The 16,060-nt window shown below is 62.4% G+C and carries 13 protein-coding genes; 6 read left to right on the top strand and 7 right to left on the bottom strand.

What is annotated here, in order from left to right; all coding sequences use genetic code 11:
• The first annotated feature begins 1 nt into the window (after position 1).
• Both HH213_RS18720 and HH213_RS18715 read left to right on the top strand, forming a co-directional pair.
• Positions 2-1,129 (top strand): ABC transporter ATP-binding protein, encoded by a 1,128-nt coding sequence (locus tag HH213_RS18720; RefSeq protein ID WP_169113226.1) that lies wholly within the window; start codon positions 2-4, stop codon positions 1,127-1,129.
• 46 nt (positions 1,130-1,175) lie between these two features.
• Positions 1,176-2,483, top strand: a complete 1,308-nt coding sequence (locus HH213_RS18715; RefSeq protein ID WP_169113225.1) for a tetratricopeptide repeat protein — start codon at positions 1,176-1,178, stop codon at positions 2,481-2,483.
• Positions 2,484-2,559: 76 nt separating this feature from the next.
• On the opposite strand, the gene HH213_RS18710 is transcribed toward HH213_RS18715, so the two are convergent.
• Together HH213_RS18710 and HH213_RS18705 are read right to left on the bottom strand one after the other, a co-directional pair.
• Positions 2,560-3,750 carry a glycoside hydrolase family 18 protein gene (locus HH213_RS18710; RefSeq protein ID WP_229263058.1) on the bottom strand — a complete coding sequence of 397 codons (1,191 nt, stop codon included), beginning with the start codon at positions 3,748-3,750 and terminating at the stop codon, positions 2,560-2,562.
• 19 nt (positions 3,751-3,769) lie between these two features.
• Entirely contained in the window at positions 3,770-4,525 is a 756-nt protein-coding gene (locus HH213_RS18705; protein WP_110846915.1) for a GntR family transcriptional regulator, read from the bottom strand.
• A gap of 364 nt (positions 4,526-4,889) precedes the next feature.
• On the opposite strand from HH213_RS18705, the gene HH213_RS18700 reads away from it, so the two are divergent.
• Together HH213_RS18700 and HH213_RS18695 are read left to right on the top strand one after the other, a co-directional pair.
• Positions 4,890-7,658 carry a TonB-dependent receptor gene (locus tag HH213_RS18700; protein ID WP_229263057.1) on the top strand — a complete coding sequence of 923 codons (2,769 nt, stop codon included), beginning with the start codon at positions 4,890-4,892 and terminating at the stop codon, positions 7,656-7,658.
• A gap of 90 nt (positions 7,659-7,748) precedes the next feature.
• The gene (locus tag HH213_RS18695; RefSeq protein ID WP_110846916.1) at positions 7,749-8,585 is read left to right on the top strand and encodes a cupin-like domain-containing protein; all 837 of its coding nucleotides are present in this window, start codon (positions 7,749-7,751) and stop codon (positions 8,583-8,585) included.
• Here HH213_RS18695 and HH213_RS18690 read toward each other — a convergent pair.
• Positions 8,582-9,436 carry an NAD(P)-dependent oxidoreductase gene (locus HH213_RS18690; RefSeq protein WP_169113223.1) on the bottom strand — a complete coding sequence of 285 codons (855 nt, stop codon included), beginning with the start codon at positions 9,434-9,436 and terminating at the stop codon, positions 8,582-8,584. The genes HH213_RS18695 and HH213_RS18690 overlap by 4 nt on opposite strands.
• A gap of 95 nt (positions 9,437-9,531) precedes the next feature.
• Between HH213_RS18690 and HH213_RS18685 the strand changes: the two genes are divergently transcribed.
• Entirely contained in the window at positions 9,532-10,452 is a 921-nt protein-coding gene (locus HH213_RS18685; protein WP_174864417.1) for a LysR family transcriptional regulator, read from the top strand.
• A gap of 2 nt (positions 10,453-10,454) precedes the next feature.
• Here the strand turns inward: HH213_RS18685 and HH213_RS18680 are convergent, their stop codons facing one another.
• Both HH213_RS18680 and HH213_RS18675 read right to left on the bottom strand, forming a co-directional pair.
• Positions 10,455-11,363 carry an NAD(P)/FAD-dependent oxidoreductase gene (locus tag HH213_RS18680; protein WP_169113221.1) on the bottom strand — a complete coding sequence of 303 codons (909 nt, stop codon included), beginning with the start codon at positions 11,361-11,363 and terminating at the stop codon, positions 10,455-10,457.
• Positions 11,339-11,791, bottom strand: a complete 453-nt coding sequence (locus HH213_RS18675) for an Rrf2 family transcriptional regulator (RefSeq protein WP_169113220.1) — start codon at positions 11,789-11,791, stop codon at positions 11,339-11,341. The genes HH213_RS18680 and HH213_RS18675 overlap by 25 nt, the downstream gene beginning before the upstream one ends.
• 98 nt (positions 11,792-11,889) lie before the next feature.
• Here HH213_RS18675 and HH213_RS18670 point away from each other — a divergent pair, with 98 nt between their 5' ends.
• Entirely contained in the window at positions 11,890-12,849 is a 960-nt protein-coding gene (locus HH213_RS18670; RefSeq protein ID WP_169113219.1) for a glycosyl hydrolase, read from the top strand.
• Positions 12,850-12,852: 3 nt separating this feature from the next.
• On the opposite strand, the gene HH213_RS18665 is transcribed toward HH213_RS18670, so the two are convergent.
• Both HH213_RS18665 and HH213_RS18660 read right to left on the bottom strand, forming a co-directional pair.
• Positions 12,853-15,627, bottom strand: a complete 2,775-nt coding sequence (locus tag HH213_RS18665) for a M16 family metallopeptidase (protein WP_169113218.1) — start codon at positions 15,625-15,627, stop codon at positions 12,853-12,855.
• Between the two features lie 88 nt (positions 15,628-15,715).
• Positions 15,716-16,045, bottom strand: a complete 330-nt coding sequence (locus HH213_RS18660; RefSeq protein WP_110846923.1) for a DUF3579 domain-containing protein — start codon at positions 16,043-16,045, stop codon at positions 15,716-15,718.
• Positions 16,046-16,060 lie beyond the last annotated feature (15 nt).

The following is a 16,060-nucleotide window of genomic DNA, read 5'->3' as shown; positions in this document are numbered from 1 at the left end:
CATGGCCAGCGTCAGCCTCAAAGGCATCGTCAAGCACTACGACAAAACGCCGGTCATCCACGGCATCGACCTCGATATCGCCGACGGCGAATTCATGGTCTTCGTCGGCCCGTCCGGCTGCGGCAAGTCCACGCTGCTGCGCATGATCGCCGGCCTGGAAACCATCAGCGACGGTACGCTGCACATCGGCGGCGTGCTGGCCAACGACATCGCGCCGGCGCAACGCAAACTGGCCATGGTGTTCCAGTCCTACGCGCTCTACCCGCATATGACGGTGTTCGAGAACATGGCCTTCGCCCTCAAGCTGGCAGGCCGCAAACCGGGCGAAGTGCAGGCGGCCGTCGAACGCGCCGCCGCCATCCTGCAAATCACGCCGCTGCTGAAGCGCAAGCCGAAGGAACTGTCGGGCGGCCAGCGCCAGCGCGTGGCGATCGGCCGCGCCATCGTGCGCAAGCCGGAAGTATTCTTGTTCGACGAACCGCTGTCCAACCTCGACGCCAGCCTGCGCGTGCAGATGCGGGTGGAACTGAGCCGCCTGCACGGCGAACTGAAAACCACCATGATCTACGTTACCCACGACCAGGTGGAAGCAATGACGCTGGGCCAGCGCATCGTGGTGTTCAACGGCGGCCGCATCGAGCAAGTCGGCACGCCGCATGAACTGTACAACGCACCGGCCAACCTGTTCGTGGCCGGCTTCCTCGGCACACCGAAGATGAACTTTATCCCCGGCGAGATCGTCGCGGCGGACGACACCTACGCTTCGCTGCGTTTGTCCGGCGGCGGCGTGGTGAAGGTCGCGACGGTTCAAGGCGTGAGCGTCGGCGACCAGGTCACACTGGGCGTGCGCGCCGAACATCTGTCCATCGCCTCGCAGCAGCAGGACAACGTGATCGACGTCGGCATCGGCCATGTGGAGTACCTCGGCGACCAGTCGATTGCCTATGCCACGCTGGCCGGCCTGCCGGAGATGATCGCTGTCAAGCAGCCTGCCGAAGCCGCGCCGCTGCATGCCGGCGGCCGCGCGCGCGTACACCTGCCGCCAGCCCGTTGCCTGCTATTTAACAGCAGCGGCCAGGCGCTGCGCCGCGACACGGTTGAATTCGGAGTTTCAGCCGGTTTTGTGTAACAATACGCGGGTTTACATTCCCAATGTGTTTGATTGAAGGATAACCATGTCCCACTCCCGTCTTGCTCGTATTAGCCTGCTCCTGGCCGCCATCGGCCTGAACGCCGCTCCCGCCATCGTGGGCATGGCCCCAGTCCACGCCGCTGAAGAAAAGAAAGCGCCGGAAGCACCGAAAGACGCCGTTCGCCCTGAGATCTTCAAACTGATCGATCCAGCACAGATCAAGCCTCTGCTGGATGCCAAGAACTTCACCGAAGTCCAGACCCGCATCGACCAGTCGGCCGCCATGCCGAACATCACCCCATACGAAGACTTCGTGCTGAACCAGATGCGCGTGCAACTGGGCCAGGCATCGGGCAACCACGAGATGACTGTCAAGGGTCTGCAAGCGATGATCGAGTCGGGCCGCCTGAAGCCTGAAGACAAGCTGCGTTTCATCGACGCTGTCGCCGGCATCTACTACAGCAACCTGAAAGACTACGACAACGCCATCAAATGGTTTGAGCGTTATGGTACCGAATCGGGCGACAAGAACAAGCAGCGCCAGTTCATCGTCCGTTCGTACTTCCTGAAGAACGACTTTGCTGCCGCCAAGACCGAAGCGCTGAAGGATATCGAAGCCGCCAAGGCCGCTGGCACCGCGCCGTCGAAAGACACCCTGAACCTGCTGGGTAACGTCGGCATCAAGACCAAGGACACCGTCCTGTATCTGCAAGCCGTCGAAGAGCTGACCCGCTACTACCCGACCGAAGATTACTGGAACGATCTGCTGAACCGCACCCGCGGCAAGAAGACCTACAACAACCGTCTGGACCTGGACATGGACCGCATCAAGTCCGTGGTCGCACCGTCGAAGATGGAAACCGAAGACTATGTCGATCAGGCACAGTTGGCCGTGCTGGGCGGCTTCTTCACCGAAGCGAAAACCGCGATGGACAAGGCCTACCCAGGCGCCATCCCGGCCGGCAAGGACAAGAAGGAACTGGACAGCATCCGCGCCAGCGCCAACAAGGGTGCAGCGGACGATGCGAAAAACATCGAAAGCGGCATCGCAGCGGCGCAGAAGTCGAAAGACGGCGTTGGCCTGGTCAATCTGGGTTACATCTTCGTGACCATGGGCCAAGGCGATAAAGGCATCGACCTGATGAAGCAAGGTATCGCCAAAGGCGTGGCCAAGAATCCTGACGACGCCAAGCTGCGTCTGGGTTACGCCATGATCATCGCCGGCAAGAAGGACGAAGGCGTTGAAGTGCTGAAGCCACTGGCCACCGGCACCGATCCGCGCGCCGACCTGGCACGCTACTGGATCATGTACGCGACCGGCCCGAAAATCGCACCGGCCGAAGCCAAGTAAGCTTTTCCCCCAACCGCTGCGCAGCGGTTGGGGTCTGACCCCATGCGGGGTCAGACCCCGCGTGGCCCTTCGGGGTTCAACGCATGCCGTCCGATAGCGCTTGCAGCAACCGCCCGTCGCTATCGGCACTCAACTCCCAGAACATCGCACCGCGCAAGCCCTGCTGCTTGATATAGCGCGTCTTCTCCCCCAGTGACACCGGATCTTCATACGTGATCCACACCTGCTCCGCCGCGTTATACAGATACGGCACGCGCGCCGACGCATTCCAGTAGCGCTGATATCCCGCCCCACGCCGCAGCACCTGCCCATAGCCATACGAATTGCCGCCCTCGATGCCATCGGTCACGCCGCCCTGGCAAAGCTGATACTGCCCGTCGCCATCCGGCCCCGCCGCGCAGCCCTTCCAGCCGTAGCCGTAGAACGGCACGCCCAGCACCAGCTTATCCTTCGTTACGCCGGCGTCCAGATAGCGCTGCACAGAACGCGATGCATAAAAGCCGTTGGCCGTCGCCGGGTCCCTGGCGTCCGCGTACAGCGCCGCATGATGGCCGGTGCTTTTCTCCCATGGCATGTGATAGTCGTACGCCATGATATTGATCCAGTCCAGGCTCCGCGCCAGCTCCTTCACCCACGCGCCATCGCCGACATAATTGCCGTTGCCGCCAGCGGCGATGGTGATGGTGTAACGCTTGCCATCCTGCTTGCCCGCCTTGTCGAACGCCGCGCGCAGTTCGCGCGCCAGCACCACGAAGTTCTGTTTATCCTCAGGCCGCGCGCACACTTCGCCCGCCACGCAAGGCACGCCGGCCTCGCCGGGATATTCCCAATCGAGATCGACGCCATCCAGCCCATAGCGCCGCATCGCCTGCAATGACGACGCGATAAAGTTGGCGCGCGCCGGCGCCGATGCCGCTACGTTGGAAAAGCGGTTTGACCAGTTCCACCCGCCGACCGAAATCACCACCTTGAATTGCGGATGCTGCTGTTTCAGCGCCACCAGCGCGCGCAGGTTGGCGCCGTCGGCCGCTTCGTCGCGCCACGCCAGTGCGCCGTTGAGCGGCTGCTGGCACGGCGCCACATCGTTGATGGCTGGATCGGCATTGCCATGCTTGCCGTCCCAGCACAGGTCCACAAACGCATACAGCGCCATGGTCAGCTTGGCGGCATCCACCGACGACACCGGAAACGTCTCGTGCTTCCAGCCCGGATAGTAGCCGACGACTTCAGACGCCGCGACAGAAGTCACCGGCAACGCAGCCAGCATGGCCGCACTCAAAATCAAATTAGCTCGCATTCAGTTCCGCCACAAAGTCATACATATCGCCACGGAAGTAGGAGCGGCAGAATTCCACCGCGCGTCCGTCGCGCAAAAAGCCCAGGCGTTCCACCGCCAGGCCGGCATCGCCCTCCTTCGCCTGCAACAGCGTGGCCTGCTCGGCGTTCAGCAGCAGTGCCGACAAACGCTGCAACGCCCGCACCGGCCGATTGCCGGAGCGTTCCAGCGCGTCGTACATCGACACGTCCACCGCATCCAGCGACGGCAGGCAGGATGCCACGATGGTCGCGTACTCAAGACACATCGGCACCTCGTCCGCATAGCGCATGCGGTTGAAGCGAAATACGCGCGAACCGGGGCTGAGCCGCAGCCGCATCGCTTCGTCCGGCGTCACCGTGCCTTCGGAGCGCTTCAGCCACACGCTGCGCGGCGTGCGTCCGCGCGCCCGCATGTCTTCGGAAAAAGAAGTCAGCTTGGCGAAGTTCTTTTCGATGCGGGTATTGATGAAGTTACCGGAGCCGGGCCGGCGTATCAGCACCCCTTCGCTGACCAGGCCATCGATGGCCTTACGCACCGTGATGCGCGAAATTTCCAGGTCGGCCGCCAGTTGGCGCTCGGCCGGCAAGGCGTCTTCGGGCTTCAGCAAATGCAGTTCGATAGCCGACCGCAAGGCACGCTGGAGACGTTGATACAGAGGCAGGTTACTGGTCTCATTGAGGTGCTGCTGGATGTGTACCAGTGGACTCGTTTGATCGTTTTTCATGACGATAAGACATCCTCTCTATCATTGTTCGACGATAATACCAAAAAAAGACCAGCAGAAATCCACGCCCTCCCGCCGCTGCTGCAAAAATTTTCATCATTACGGCATACACCCTTTAGGTAAAGGCTTTATTTGTGTTGCAACGGCGCACAAACGGCATCCATACCACCCGCGATCCGGTATTACCACGTTACTTAAAAGCCACTTTGTATGCTGCATACAACATAACAAAAAAGAATTTTAAAGTGGTAGTGATCTGGTATTGAAACGCGAGTATATTGGCGTTGGATTGGTTTTAAAGGTGAACAAGAAACACATCAACAATCAAGCGGGCTCGGCGGAGCCTTCATCAACGGGAGGGAACATGTACCACAATTCGAATAACATCAAAATGTCCAAACTAACGCCCATCGCGACCGCAGCGGCCATCCTGACGCTGAGCGTCGCGATGAACGCACAGGCGCAGCAGGCAGCGACCGACAAGGAGCCGGAAACCGTGATCGTCAGCGGTATCCGCGGTTCGCTGCAACAATCGCTGTCGGTCAAGCGTAATGCGTCGAGCAACGTCGACGTGATTACTGCGGAAGACGTCGGCAAAATGCCGGACAAGAACGTGGCCGACTCGCTGCAACGCGTACCGGGCGTGAACATCTCGACCTCCGGCGCAGGTTCGGGCGGCTTCGATGAAAACGACCGCGTCTCGATGCGCGGCACCGCGCCTTCGCTGACCCAGACCCTGATCAACGGCCACGCCGTATCGACCGGCGACTGGTTTGTGCTGGACCAGGTGGGCGGCGCCGTCGGCCGTTCCGCATCGTACTCGCTGCTGCCGTCGGAAATCGTCGGCCAGGTAGTGGTCTACAAAGCACCGACCGCCGACCAGGTGGAAGGCGGTTCGAGCGGCTCGATCGACATCAAGACCCGTCACCCGCTGGACTTCAAAAACGCGATTTCGATGGAAGCCACCGTGCAGGCGGTGTATTCCGACCTGGCGGAAAAAACCGATCCGCAATTCAGTGGCCTGTTCAACTGGAAGAACGAAGCCGGCACGCTGGGCCTAATGGTGCAAGGCTTCTCGGAAAAGCGCTCGCTGCGCCGCGATGGCCAGGAGTTGCTGCAATGGACCCAGGTTGCACCGACCAACGCCGCCGTGAAGACCAATCCGGACCTGGCCAACGTCTGGTTCCCGCGCCTGATCGGTTCCTCGCTGTTCCAGCAGGAGCGCAAGCGCAAAGGCGGTTTGATCGACCTGCAATTCAAGCCTAGCCGCGACTTCTCGCTGGAAGCGACCTACTTCCGTTCGAAGATGGACGCGTCGAACTACAACACCAACTACATGACCGACATGAACGGTTCGGGCATGCTGGGTTCCGGCGTCGCGCCTGATCCGGGCTACGTGATCCGCAACGGCACGCTGGTGTCGGCATCGTTCACCAATAAAGGCACCGCTGCTGCGCCGCTGCGTTATGGCATCGTCGACAACATCGTGCGCGAAGGCGCTTACGCACAAACCGAGTTCTTTGACCTGGACGGTAAATGGCGCGCCACCGACCGCCTGGTGTTCACCGCCAAAGCCGGTTCCACCAAAGGCAAAGGCGTGACGCCTAGCCAGGGCGTGTTTGAAGGTGACGTCAACAACTCCGGCGCCAGCTACCAGCTGAACGGCCTGGGTTCGCCGGCCACCGTCAAATTCCCGAACATTAATACCGCCGTCTTCACCGGCACCCCGCTGGACTGGGTGTTCGGCGTATCGCCTGCCAGCACCGACGACAAAGAGACCTACGGCCAGATCGACGCCGCCTTCCAGCTGGACTCCGGCCCGCTGCGCGAGCTGAAATTCGGCATCCGTGGCACCCACCACACCCGCTCCAACTTCGAAGTGGCGCAAGGTCCTAATTGGGCCAACACCGACGTCGGCGGCACCAGCACCAACCCGGCATGGAACGGCACCACCTACCCTGGCAATTTCGGTAGCGACCTGGGCGGCGACTTCCCTAAAAACGTCTGGGCGCTGGACCCGGCCATCCTGCAAGCGTGGGGCGACCTGCACTCCAACCGCGATGTCAGCCGCACCTACTACCAGGACATGTTCAACCTGAAGGAAAACACCAAGGCGTTCTACGTCCAGGGTGAACTGGAAGGCGAAGGCTGGAGCGGTAACGTCGGCCTGCGCATCGTGCGCACCGAAGGCACCTCCAACGGCTATCAGATCCTGCCTAACCAGCCGGCCGGCGGCAACCTGCCAGCCTATCCGTGGGGCGGCTTCGTCAAGCAAACGGCGATCGACAACAACACCACGATTCCGCTGCCTAGCCTGAACCTGAAGTTCGACCTGCGCTCCGACCTGGTGGCCCGTCTGGGCGTCTCGCGCACCATGACCCGTCCCGACTACGGCGCATTGGGCGGCGCCGTGCTGCTGACCGACGAAACCCACACCGGTAACGGCGGTAACGCGCAACTGAAGCCCGTCAAGTCGACCAACCTGGATGCGTCGCTGCAGTGGTACTTCGCACCGCGCGCCCTGCTGTCGGCTGGCCTGTTCTACATGGACCTGAAGGACTACGTGGGCTATGGTTCGAGCGTCGGCAACTTCCTCGACACCCGCGCTTCGCAAGAGCAGAACAAGGCGGTCTTCGCGGACTACACCATCACCTCGCCGATCAACGTCGGCGCCAAGGTGAAGGGCATGGAACTGGCAGCGCAAATTCCGGTGGGTATGGGCTTCGGCATCGACGGCAACGTCACGCTGACCGATTCGCACCTGGACTTCGGCGCCTGCCCGGCGATGCAATTCTCGACCTCCGGCGATCCATGCGACATGCTGGGCGCTTCGAAGACCACCGCCAACGGCGGCATCTTCTTCGAAAACGACAAGTTCAATGCCCGCTTAAGCTACGCATGGCGCTCGTCGTTCCTGGCTGCGCAGGACCGTGGCACGCCGCTGTATCAGGATTCGACCGGCACCCTGTCGGCATCGTTCAACTACAACATCAGCAAGAACATCGTGCTGACGCTGAGCGGTCAGAATCTGAACAACCCGATCCTGAAGAACTACATCTACAACAAGGATCAACCGGCGCGCTTCTACGCCAACGGCGCGCAGTACTACGCCGGTCTGCATATCAAGTACTAATCTAGTACTCATCAGCTTCATTGTGTAGTCTGTGCCCGCCTTGGCTGCCTCCCCGGCCCTGGCGGGCTTTTTTATGCCATCATACGTCGCATGAACACCCCCATCGAATACCACGACCTGAACCCGGCGCGCTTCTTCAGCGAAGTAGCGGCCAGCTATCGTCCTGCCATCCTGCGCGGCTTTGTGCGCCACTGGCCGGCCGTGCGCGCCGCGCAGCAGTCGCCGGAAGCGCTGTGCCAATATGTGCTCGCACTGGCCAGCGATGTTGAAATAGACGCCGTGATGACGCCGCCCGCCGAGCGCGGACGGCTGTTCTACAAGCCGGATATGCAAGGCTTCAACTTCGTTCGCAACAAGGTGCCTGTGGCGCGCGTGATCGAGCAGCTGGCGCGCTATTCGCAATTTGACGCGCCGCCTTCGGTGGCGGTGCAAAGCGCCTTGATCGACGACTGCCTGCCGCGCTTCGCGCAGGAGAATGTGGCGCCGGCGCTGCCGCCGTCCACACGTCCGCGCCTGTGGCTAGGCAATACCATCACCACACCGGCGCACTTTGACGAATCGTCCAACCTGGCCTGCGTAGTCAGTGGCGCGCGGCGCTTTACGCTGTTCCCGCCAGCGCAGGTGGACAATCTGTATATCGGTCCGCTGGATTTTGCGCCGACGCCGACGCCGATCAGCATGGTCAATTTCCGTGACCCGGACTACGCGCTGCACCCACGCTTCCGCGACGCGCAAGCGGCGGCCCTGGTGGCGGACCTGCAGCCCGGCGACGCTCTCTATATCCCCACCTTCTGGTGGCATCATGTGCAGTCCACCGGGCCACTGAACATGATGGTCAACTACTGGTGGAAGAATGGGCAGGCGGTGAGCAGCGCCAGCCCTGCCTTCGATGCGCTGCTGGCCGCCCTCAAAGCCCTGAATCCCTAGCGCTTGCGGCGGATGGTCGCCGCCACCGACCAGTCGCGGTCCTGCAAGCCCTGCGCCATCGCATCCTGCATATTCTCGCGCACCTGCTCCGCCACCGGCAGCAGCGCGCCCTTAGCTTCAGCCGCCGACAGGGCCAGGTTGACGTCCTTGAGGCCCAGCGGCAGCTTGAAGCCCGGCTCGAAAGTGTTGGTGGCGATGAAGCCGCCGTAGCGCTGATAGCTCGGCGCCGCAAACAGCGTATTGGTCAGCACATCCAGCAGATCGGCCGCAGGCACGCCATAGCTCTCGCTCAGGTAGGCCGCCTCGCCCATCGCCGTGAAGGCCTGCGCGATCATCATATTGCCGGAGATTTTCACCACGTTGGCGCGCTTGGGATCTTCGCCCAATAGCCATGTCTTGCGGCCCACCGCATCCAGTAGCGGTTGCACGCGGGCGATGGCCTGCGGATCGCCCGCCGCGAGCACGTTCAACTGCGCCGCCGCAGCCGCCGCAGGCACGCCGAACACCGGCGCCGATACATAGGCGATGCCGGCCTCGCGATGGCGCGCAGCCAGTTCGTCCACCAGCGCCAGCGAAATCGTCGCCATCATGATGTGGACGCAGTTTTTGTTGGAACCGGCCAGCGCACCGCTGTCGAGGATCACACTGCGCACCGCATCGTCGTTGGACAGCATGGTCATCACCGCATCGGCCTGAAAGGCGTCGGCCGGGGACTCCAGCACCGTGACGCCGTCGATGGCTTGCGCCGCCGCGCGATTGCGGTTCCACACGCTGACGCTGTGGCCCGCCCGTACCAGATTCGGCACCATCGCCGCGCCCATGCTACCTATCCCGATAAAGCTGACTTTCATTGCATACCTCCGATACTTGGTGAGTCAACCAGTATGCGCCACCGGCGCCGCGCACGGTAGTGGACCGGTGCGTACAAATGTTATACGCTGAACGTATGACCACCTCGTCCAACGCCGCCGACCGCATAGAGCTGATGCAGACCTTTGTCCGCATCGTGGAAGCCGGCAGCATGTCCGCCGCAGCCACGCAGCTGGGCACCACGCAACCCACCATCAGCCGCCGTCTGCAAGCGCTGGAACGCATGCTCGGCCTGCGCCTGCTGCAACGCTCCACCCATGCCATGCAGCTGACCGAGGATGGAGAACGCTGCCTGGCGCACGCGCGCGAACTGCTGTCACATTGGAGCGCGCTGACCTCCGACGTACAGGACGCGCGCGAAGAACCGGCGGGACTGCTGCGCATCGTCGCACCGCACGCCTTCGGCCAGCAGCAGCTGATTGGGCCGCTGAACGATTTCCTGCTGCGCCATCCGCGCGTGTCGGTGGAATGGCTGCTGCACGACCGGACGCCGGACTTCATCGCCGAGAATATCGACTGTGCCATCCGCGTCGGCGAAGTGAGCGACCCATCGGTCATCGCCATCAAGCTAGCGGACGTGCCGCGCATCGCGGTCGCCGCGGCTGCACTACTAGCCGCTCGGCCGCTGCCCACGCATCCCGAGCAACTGGCTGCCCTTCCCTGGCTGGCCCTGCGCACCTTCTACCGCAACGAGATCACGCTGCACCACGCCAGCGGCGCAAGCCACCAACTGACGCTGCAACCGCGCCTGAGCACCGACAGCCTGTTCGCCGTCCGTAACGCCGCCGTGCAGGGCATGGGCGTGTGCGTGGTGTCTTCATGGGCGCTGCGCGACGAACTGGCGCAGGGCACGCTGCTGCATCTGGCGCCGGAGTGGCAAGCCACGCCGCTGCCGATGTACCTGGTCTACCCGCACGCGCCGCACTATCCGGCGCGCTTGCGCAGCTTTATCGACCATATGCGCGCCGCCATGCCGGCGATTCTTTCAGACCTCTGACGTCAGGCTGCAACGGGCAGTCCGAACACCAGCGACTGGTGCGCGGCGACGCCGGCCATCGCGCCATCCGCCACCGCAAACGCGACGCTGCCGGCCATGCGCGCCGCATCGCCGCAGGCATACACGCCGGCCACGCTGGTCGCCTTCATCATATCGGTGCGCAGGTAACGGCCCATCGGCCCGTCCTCCATCTCGCAGCCCAGCAGCTCACCCAGCGGACTGGCGCTGTGCAGACGGCTCAACACGAACAAGCCATCCAGCACCAGCGCGCGGTGATCCGTCAGCGTTACGGTGGCCGTGCCGCTGACTGCCTGCACCCGCGTGCGTTCAATCGTGACGCCGCGCGCCGCCAGTTTGGTCAGCTGCTCCTCGTCCGGCTCAAAAGCGCCGTTGAGGAAGAAGGTCACCTGACCCCAGTCGGGCAGCATCATCGCGTGATGCCAGGAGTGCGGGCCAGTCGCCAGCACGCCGATGCGACCCTGATTCAATTCGTAGCCGTGGCAGTACGGGCAGTGGAACACGCTACTGCCCCAGCGCTCGGCCAGGCCGGGAATCGAGGGCAGTTCGTCGGCCATGCCGGTGGCCAGCACCAGCCGCTGCGCATGGACCGCGCTGCCATCGCTGAGCGTCACGCGGAAGCCATCTTCGTGCTTCACCGCCTGCGTGGCCAGGCCTTCGCGCCAACTCACCGTGCGATACTTCATCAGCTGCGCGCGGCCGTCGGCAGCGATGGCCGCGCCTTCGCGCCCATCCTGCCCGAGGAAGCCGTGCGAATGGCTGGCGTAGCGGTTGCGACGCTGGCCGGCGTCGATCACCAGCACGCGGCGGCGGGCGCGCGCCAGTTGCGTGGCGGCCGACAGTCCGGCGTAGCTGCCGCCGATAACAATCACGTCGAATTCATCGATGCCCATGCTGCACTCCCTTGTGATGTGTGTTGAAGCTGGCGGAGCTCGGCCAGCGTTACGTCTTTAAACCGGGAGATCAGCAATGCTTCCGCCTCATCGAAGGCGCTGCCCAGCGACTCATTGACGGCGCGCTCCACCAGGCATTGCGGCTGTTCGACGCGATTCCCCATCGCGAACACGGTGGGCGAGCCGACCGCTTCGTAGATATCGTGCAGCGTGACTTCGTGCAGGTCGCAGGTGATGCTCCAGCCGCCGCCGTGCCCCTTGTCGGAACCAACGTAGCCGCGCTCCCGCAGCCCCGCCAGTACGCGCCGCACCAGCACCGGATTGGTGTCCAGGAAGCCCGCCAGTTCTTCGGATGTAAAAGGCCTGTCGCCGTGCGCCATGTGCAGCAGCACGTGCAGGATGGAGGAAAGTTTGCTATCTCGTCTCATGTAACTAATGATAGTACATAACCACAAAACGTGCACGCAACTCGCTAAACTGAGGCCATGCCATTGATGGCGACGGCGCGCGGCGGTACATTGAAGGCATGCGCTACCTCTCCCTCCTCCTGCTTACCCTCGCCCTCAGTTCCGCCAGCGCCGCGCCGCGCGACGCCAGAACCCAAGCCACCTACGACTATCTGCTCGGCATCTGGGGCAAGAAAATCATCGCCGGCCAGTCCGACCTGACTTGGCGCGACGATGTCGATATGGCGCAGCGGGTGCACGACGATACCGGAAAGTACCCGGCGCTGATGGGATACGATTTCATGAACTACTACGACGCCAGCGAAGCCGATGGCCGCCACCAGACCGAGGAAGCTATCGCGTGGTCGCACAAGGGTGGACTGGTGAGTTTTCACTGGCACTGGCGTATGGAGAACGGCAAGTTCTACACCAAGGAGACGCCCTACGCCATTCCGGCCGATCAGGACTGGCGCAGGATCGATGACGCCATCGACCGCATCGCTGTCGAATTGAAGCGGCTACAGGACGCCAACGTGCCGGTGCTCTGGCGCCCGCTGCATGAAGGCTCCGGCGGCTGGTTCTGGTGGGGACGCCCGCGAAGCGACGGCGTGGCACCGGCCACCGCCTACATCGCGCTATGGCGTCACATGTACACGCGCCTGACGCAAACGCACGGCCTGCACAATCTGATCTGGGTATGGAATGGACAAGATCCGGCCTGGTATCCGGGCGATGATGTGGTGGACATCACTGGCTACGACATCTACGACAAGACCTACAGCGCGGCGTACCGCAAGGCGCAGCAGCACGCCAAGCCGATTGCGCTGACCGAAACCGGCTACATTCCCGATCCGGCGCAAAGCGCTGCCGCTGGCGAGTGGTGGTTGTGGTTCATGGTGTGGAATGATGCCGCCGGTGCTGCGGGCGTCACCAGCCAGGATAACTTCTGGACTGGCGAGTACCACAACACCGGTGCGCATAAGCGCAAGGTCTACAACGATCCGCGCGTGATTACGCTGGACCGTTTGCCGAAGTTCTGACGCTTACTTCGCCGCAGCAGGCGCCGGAGCCGCAGCCGGTGCACCTGCCTTGGCCTCGTCGCCCGACATCGCGACCGACAGCTTGGCCGGATCGACCGCCTTGCGGAAGGCAGCGTTAACCTGCGCCAGCGTGGCCGCATTCAGCTTGGCTTCAAACTCCTTGCTCCAGCTGAAGGTGCGGCCCAGATACAGGTTGCGCGCCCAACCGCCGGCCAGCGCCGTATCCTTGGCGCGGTTCTGCTGACGCATTTGCAGCAGGCCCGATTTGGCGTTGACCAGCTCCGCCTCGGTGAAGCCATCCTTCAGCACCCGGTCCAGCTCTTCGCGGATCGCGGCTTCCAGTTTCTTCAGGTTTTGCGGCGCGGCGATAGCGGCGACGGAGAAGCTGCCGGCACGGTCCAGCGAACCCGGACGCAGGTCGCTGCCGCCGCCATAGGACAGGCCGTCCTTCTGGCGAATGCGATCCATCAGACGCGATTTCAAGCCGCCACCGCCGAACATGTAGTTGGCCAGTTCCAGCGCCGGATAATCCGCGTCGTTGGAGTTCAGGTCCACGTTCAGGCGCGCGGTGTAGAAGCCGTTTTCCTTGTCCGGCGCATTCAGCATCACATGCAGCGGCGCCTTGTCCACATTGGTGGTCAGCACCGGCGCATACGACGCCTTGCTGTTCCAGCCGGTGAAGTTGTCGGCGATGGTCTTGCTCACCGCAGCCTTGTCGAAATCGCCGACGATAGCCAGTTCGCCGTGACTGGCGCCATAGAAATTGCGGTGGAAGGCAATCACGTCTTCCAGCTTGATCGCCTTGAGCGCGGCCAGTTGCTCATCAATGCTCATTGAATTGCGCACGTCACCTTGCGGATAGTGGTTGAAGTGCTGCTCGATGGCCTGGCTGGCCAGCACCTGCGGCTCGCTGCGAGACGCTTCCAGGCCGACGATCCACTGCTGGCGCAACTGCTCGAATTCCGTCGGCGAGAAGCTTGGCTCTTTCAGCACATGCGCCGCCAGACGCAGGGCTTCGTCCAGGTTAGGACCGGTGGTCTCGAAGCGCTGCGGGCCGCCGGTGATCTTCAGCTTGGAGAAGGCGTCGGCCAGTTGTTCGCGGCTGTATTTGCTGGTGCCGCGCATCAGCATCTCGCTGGTGAAGGCGGAGACCACCGAGGTGTTGACCAGGTTTTTCTCGTCGCCCCAGTTCAGTTGCAGTGTGACGGCCACCGTCTCGCCGCGGTTCTTCTTCGGCAGCAGCGCCACTTTTAGGCCACCGATGGTGTTGATTTCGGTGCGGGCGTTGATGTTGTCGTTGGTCGGGTCGAAGACTTCCGACGTCAGCACATTCTCTTTGGCCTTGAAGCCTTTCATCGCCTCTTCCACGCCCGGTGCGGACGGGATCTCGGCGCGCTGCGGATTGTCTTCCGGGATGAACTCACCCACCACGCGGTTATCGCGCTTCAGGTAGCGGGCGGCGACATCGGCCACTTCCTTCGAGGTGATGCTCGGCAGCTTGTCGCGGCCCTGGAACAGCAAGCGCCAGTCGCCCAGCGAAATCTCTTCCGACAGCGTCACGCCCACGCGCTGCGGATTGTTGAGCGACTTCTCGATGCTGTTGGCGAAGTTGCGGCGGGTGCGTTCCATCTCCTCTTCGGTCGGCGGCGTCTTGGCGAAGCTCTCCACCGCTTCGATCAGCGCATCGCGCACCGGTTCCAGCGGCTGGCCGGCCTTGACCACCGCGCCGATGATTTGCAGGCCTGGCGCATAGCCGGTCTCGCCGAAGCTGAACACCTGCGCCGCTTTGCCGCTTTCCACCAGCTGCTTGTGCAGGCGGCCGGTCGGCGTGTCGCCGAGGATCTCGGACATGAAGCTCAGCGCATCGCTATCCTGCTGCAGCGCGCTCGGAATCTTGTAGCCCAGCGCGACGATCTGCACGTCACCCTTGCGGCGCACGATGAAGCTGCGCTCGCCATCCTGGGTCGGCTCGACGGTCCAGAAAGGCGGCAGCGCGCGTTTGGGTTTCGGGATGGCGCCGAACGATTTGGTAATCCATTGCAGCGTTTGCGCCGGATCGAATTTGCCAGCCACCAGCAGCACCGCGTTATCCGGCTGGTAGTAGGTGTGATAGAAGCCTTGCAGGTTCTCGATCTTGACGTTCTCGATGTCGCTGCGGTTGCCGATGGTGGAACGGCCGTAGCTATGCCAGTCGTAGGCCACGCTCTGCATGCGCTTCAGCAGCACCGCGAACGGGCTATTCTCGCCGCTTTCGTATTCGTTGCGGACCACGGTCATTTCCGAATCCAGGTCCTTGCGCGCGATGTAGGAATGGACCATGCGGTCAGCTTCCATGTCCAGCGCCCATTTCAGGTTCTCAGGACTGGCCTGGAACACTTCGTAGTAGTTGGTGCGGTCGTTGGCGGTGGTGCCGTTGAACTCCATGCCGCGCGCGGCGAATTCCTGCGGGATGTTCTTGTTCTTCGGCGAGCCTTTGAACATCAGGTGTTCCAGCAAGTGCGCCATGCCGGTTTCGCCATAGTTCTCGTGGCGCGAGCCGACCAGATACGTGACGTTGACGGTGACGGTGGGCTTGGAAGCATCCGGGAACAGCAGCACCTTCAGGCCATTCGGCAACCGGTACTCGGTAATGCCTTCGACTGACGGTCCCTTGACCACGCCGGCCGGCAATGCCGCGACAGGAGCGGCGGCGGCCCAGGCGGTTCCGGTAGCGGCGAAGGACATTCCGCACAGCAGAAGGCTGGCGGCGGCGACGTGTTTCAGACGGCTGTTGTTCATAGTCTCTCAGAGAAAAAACATAGGAACGTGCAGCATACGCCGGTGCCGTCGGCGTGGGTAGTACCTTAAGGAAAAATTAACTCTGCGCTTATTTTTTCTCTGGCAACAGGCAGGCGTCGACCACTTGCAGATCGTTATCCTTGGCGAACGAGAGGACGAAGTGATAGGCCAGCGGTTCCAGGTCGCGCAACTTGCCGTTGACGACGACGGACTTGACGCCATTGACCACGGTTGGGGTCACATACGGAGAAAACTGCAGGTGGGAATCGCGGCCGCCGCCGGTGCCTTCCGGCTTGAAACAGGCCATCACGCCACACAGGCGCTCAGCCCAGTCACTGGGACGGAACTGGCGGCCATTACTGGTCTGGCCAACGATGAAGAACGAATCTTGCTGTTCTGCCGGTTTTTGAACTGACATAGGCGCGGCTGCTTC

Source organism: Duganella dendranthematis, from assembly GCF_012849375.1.
GTDB lineage: Bacteria > Pseudomonadota > Gammaproteobacteria > Burkholderiales > Burkholderiaceae_D > Rugamonas > Rugamonas dendranthematis.
The sequence above is the reverse complement of the archived record's forward strand: the minus strand, read 5'-3'. Positions and strand labels throughout refer to the sequence as shown.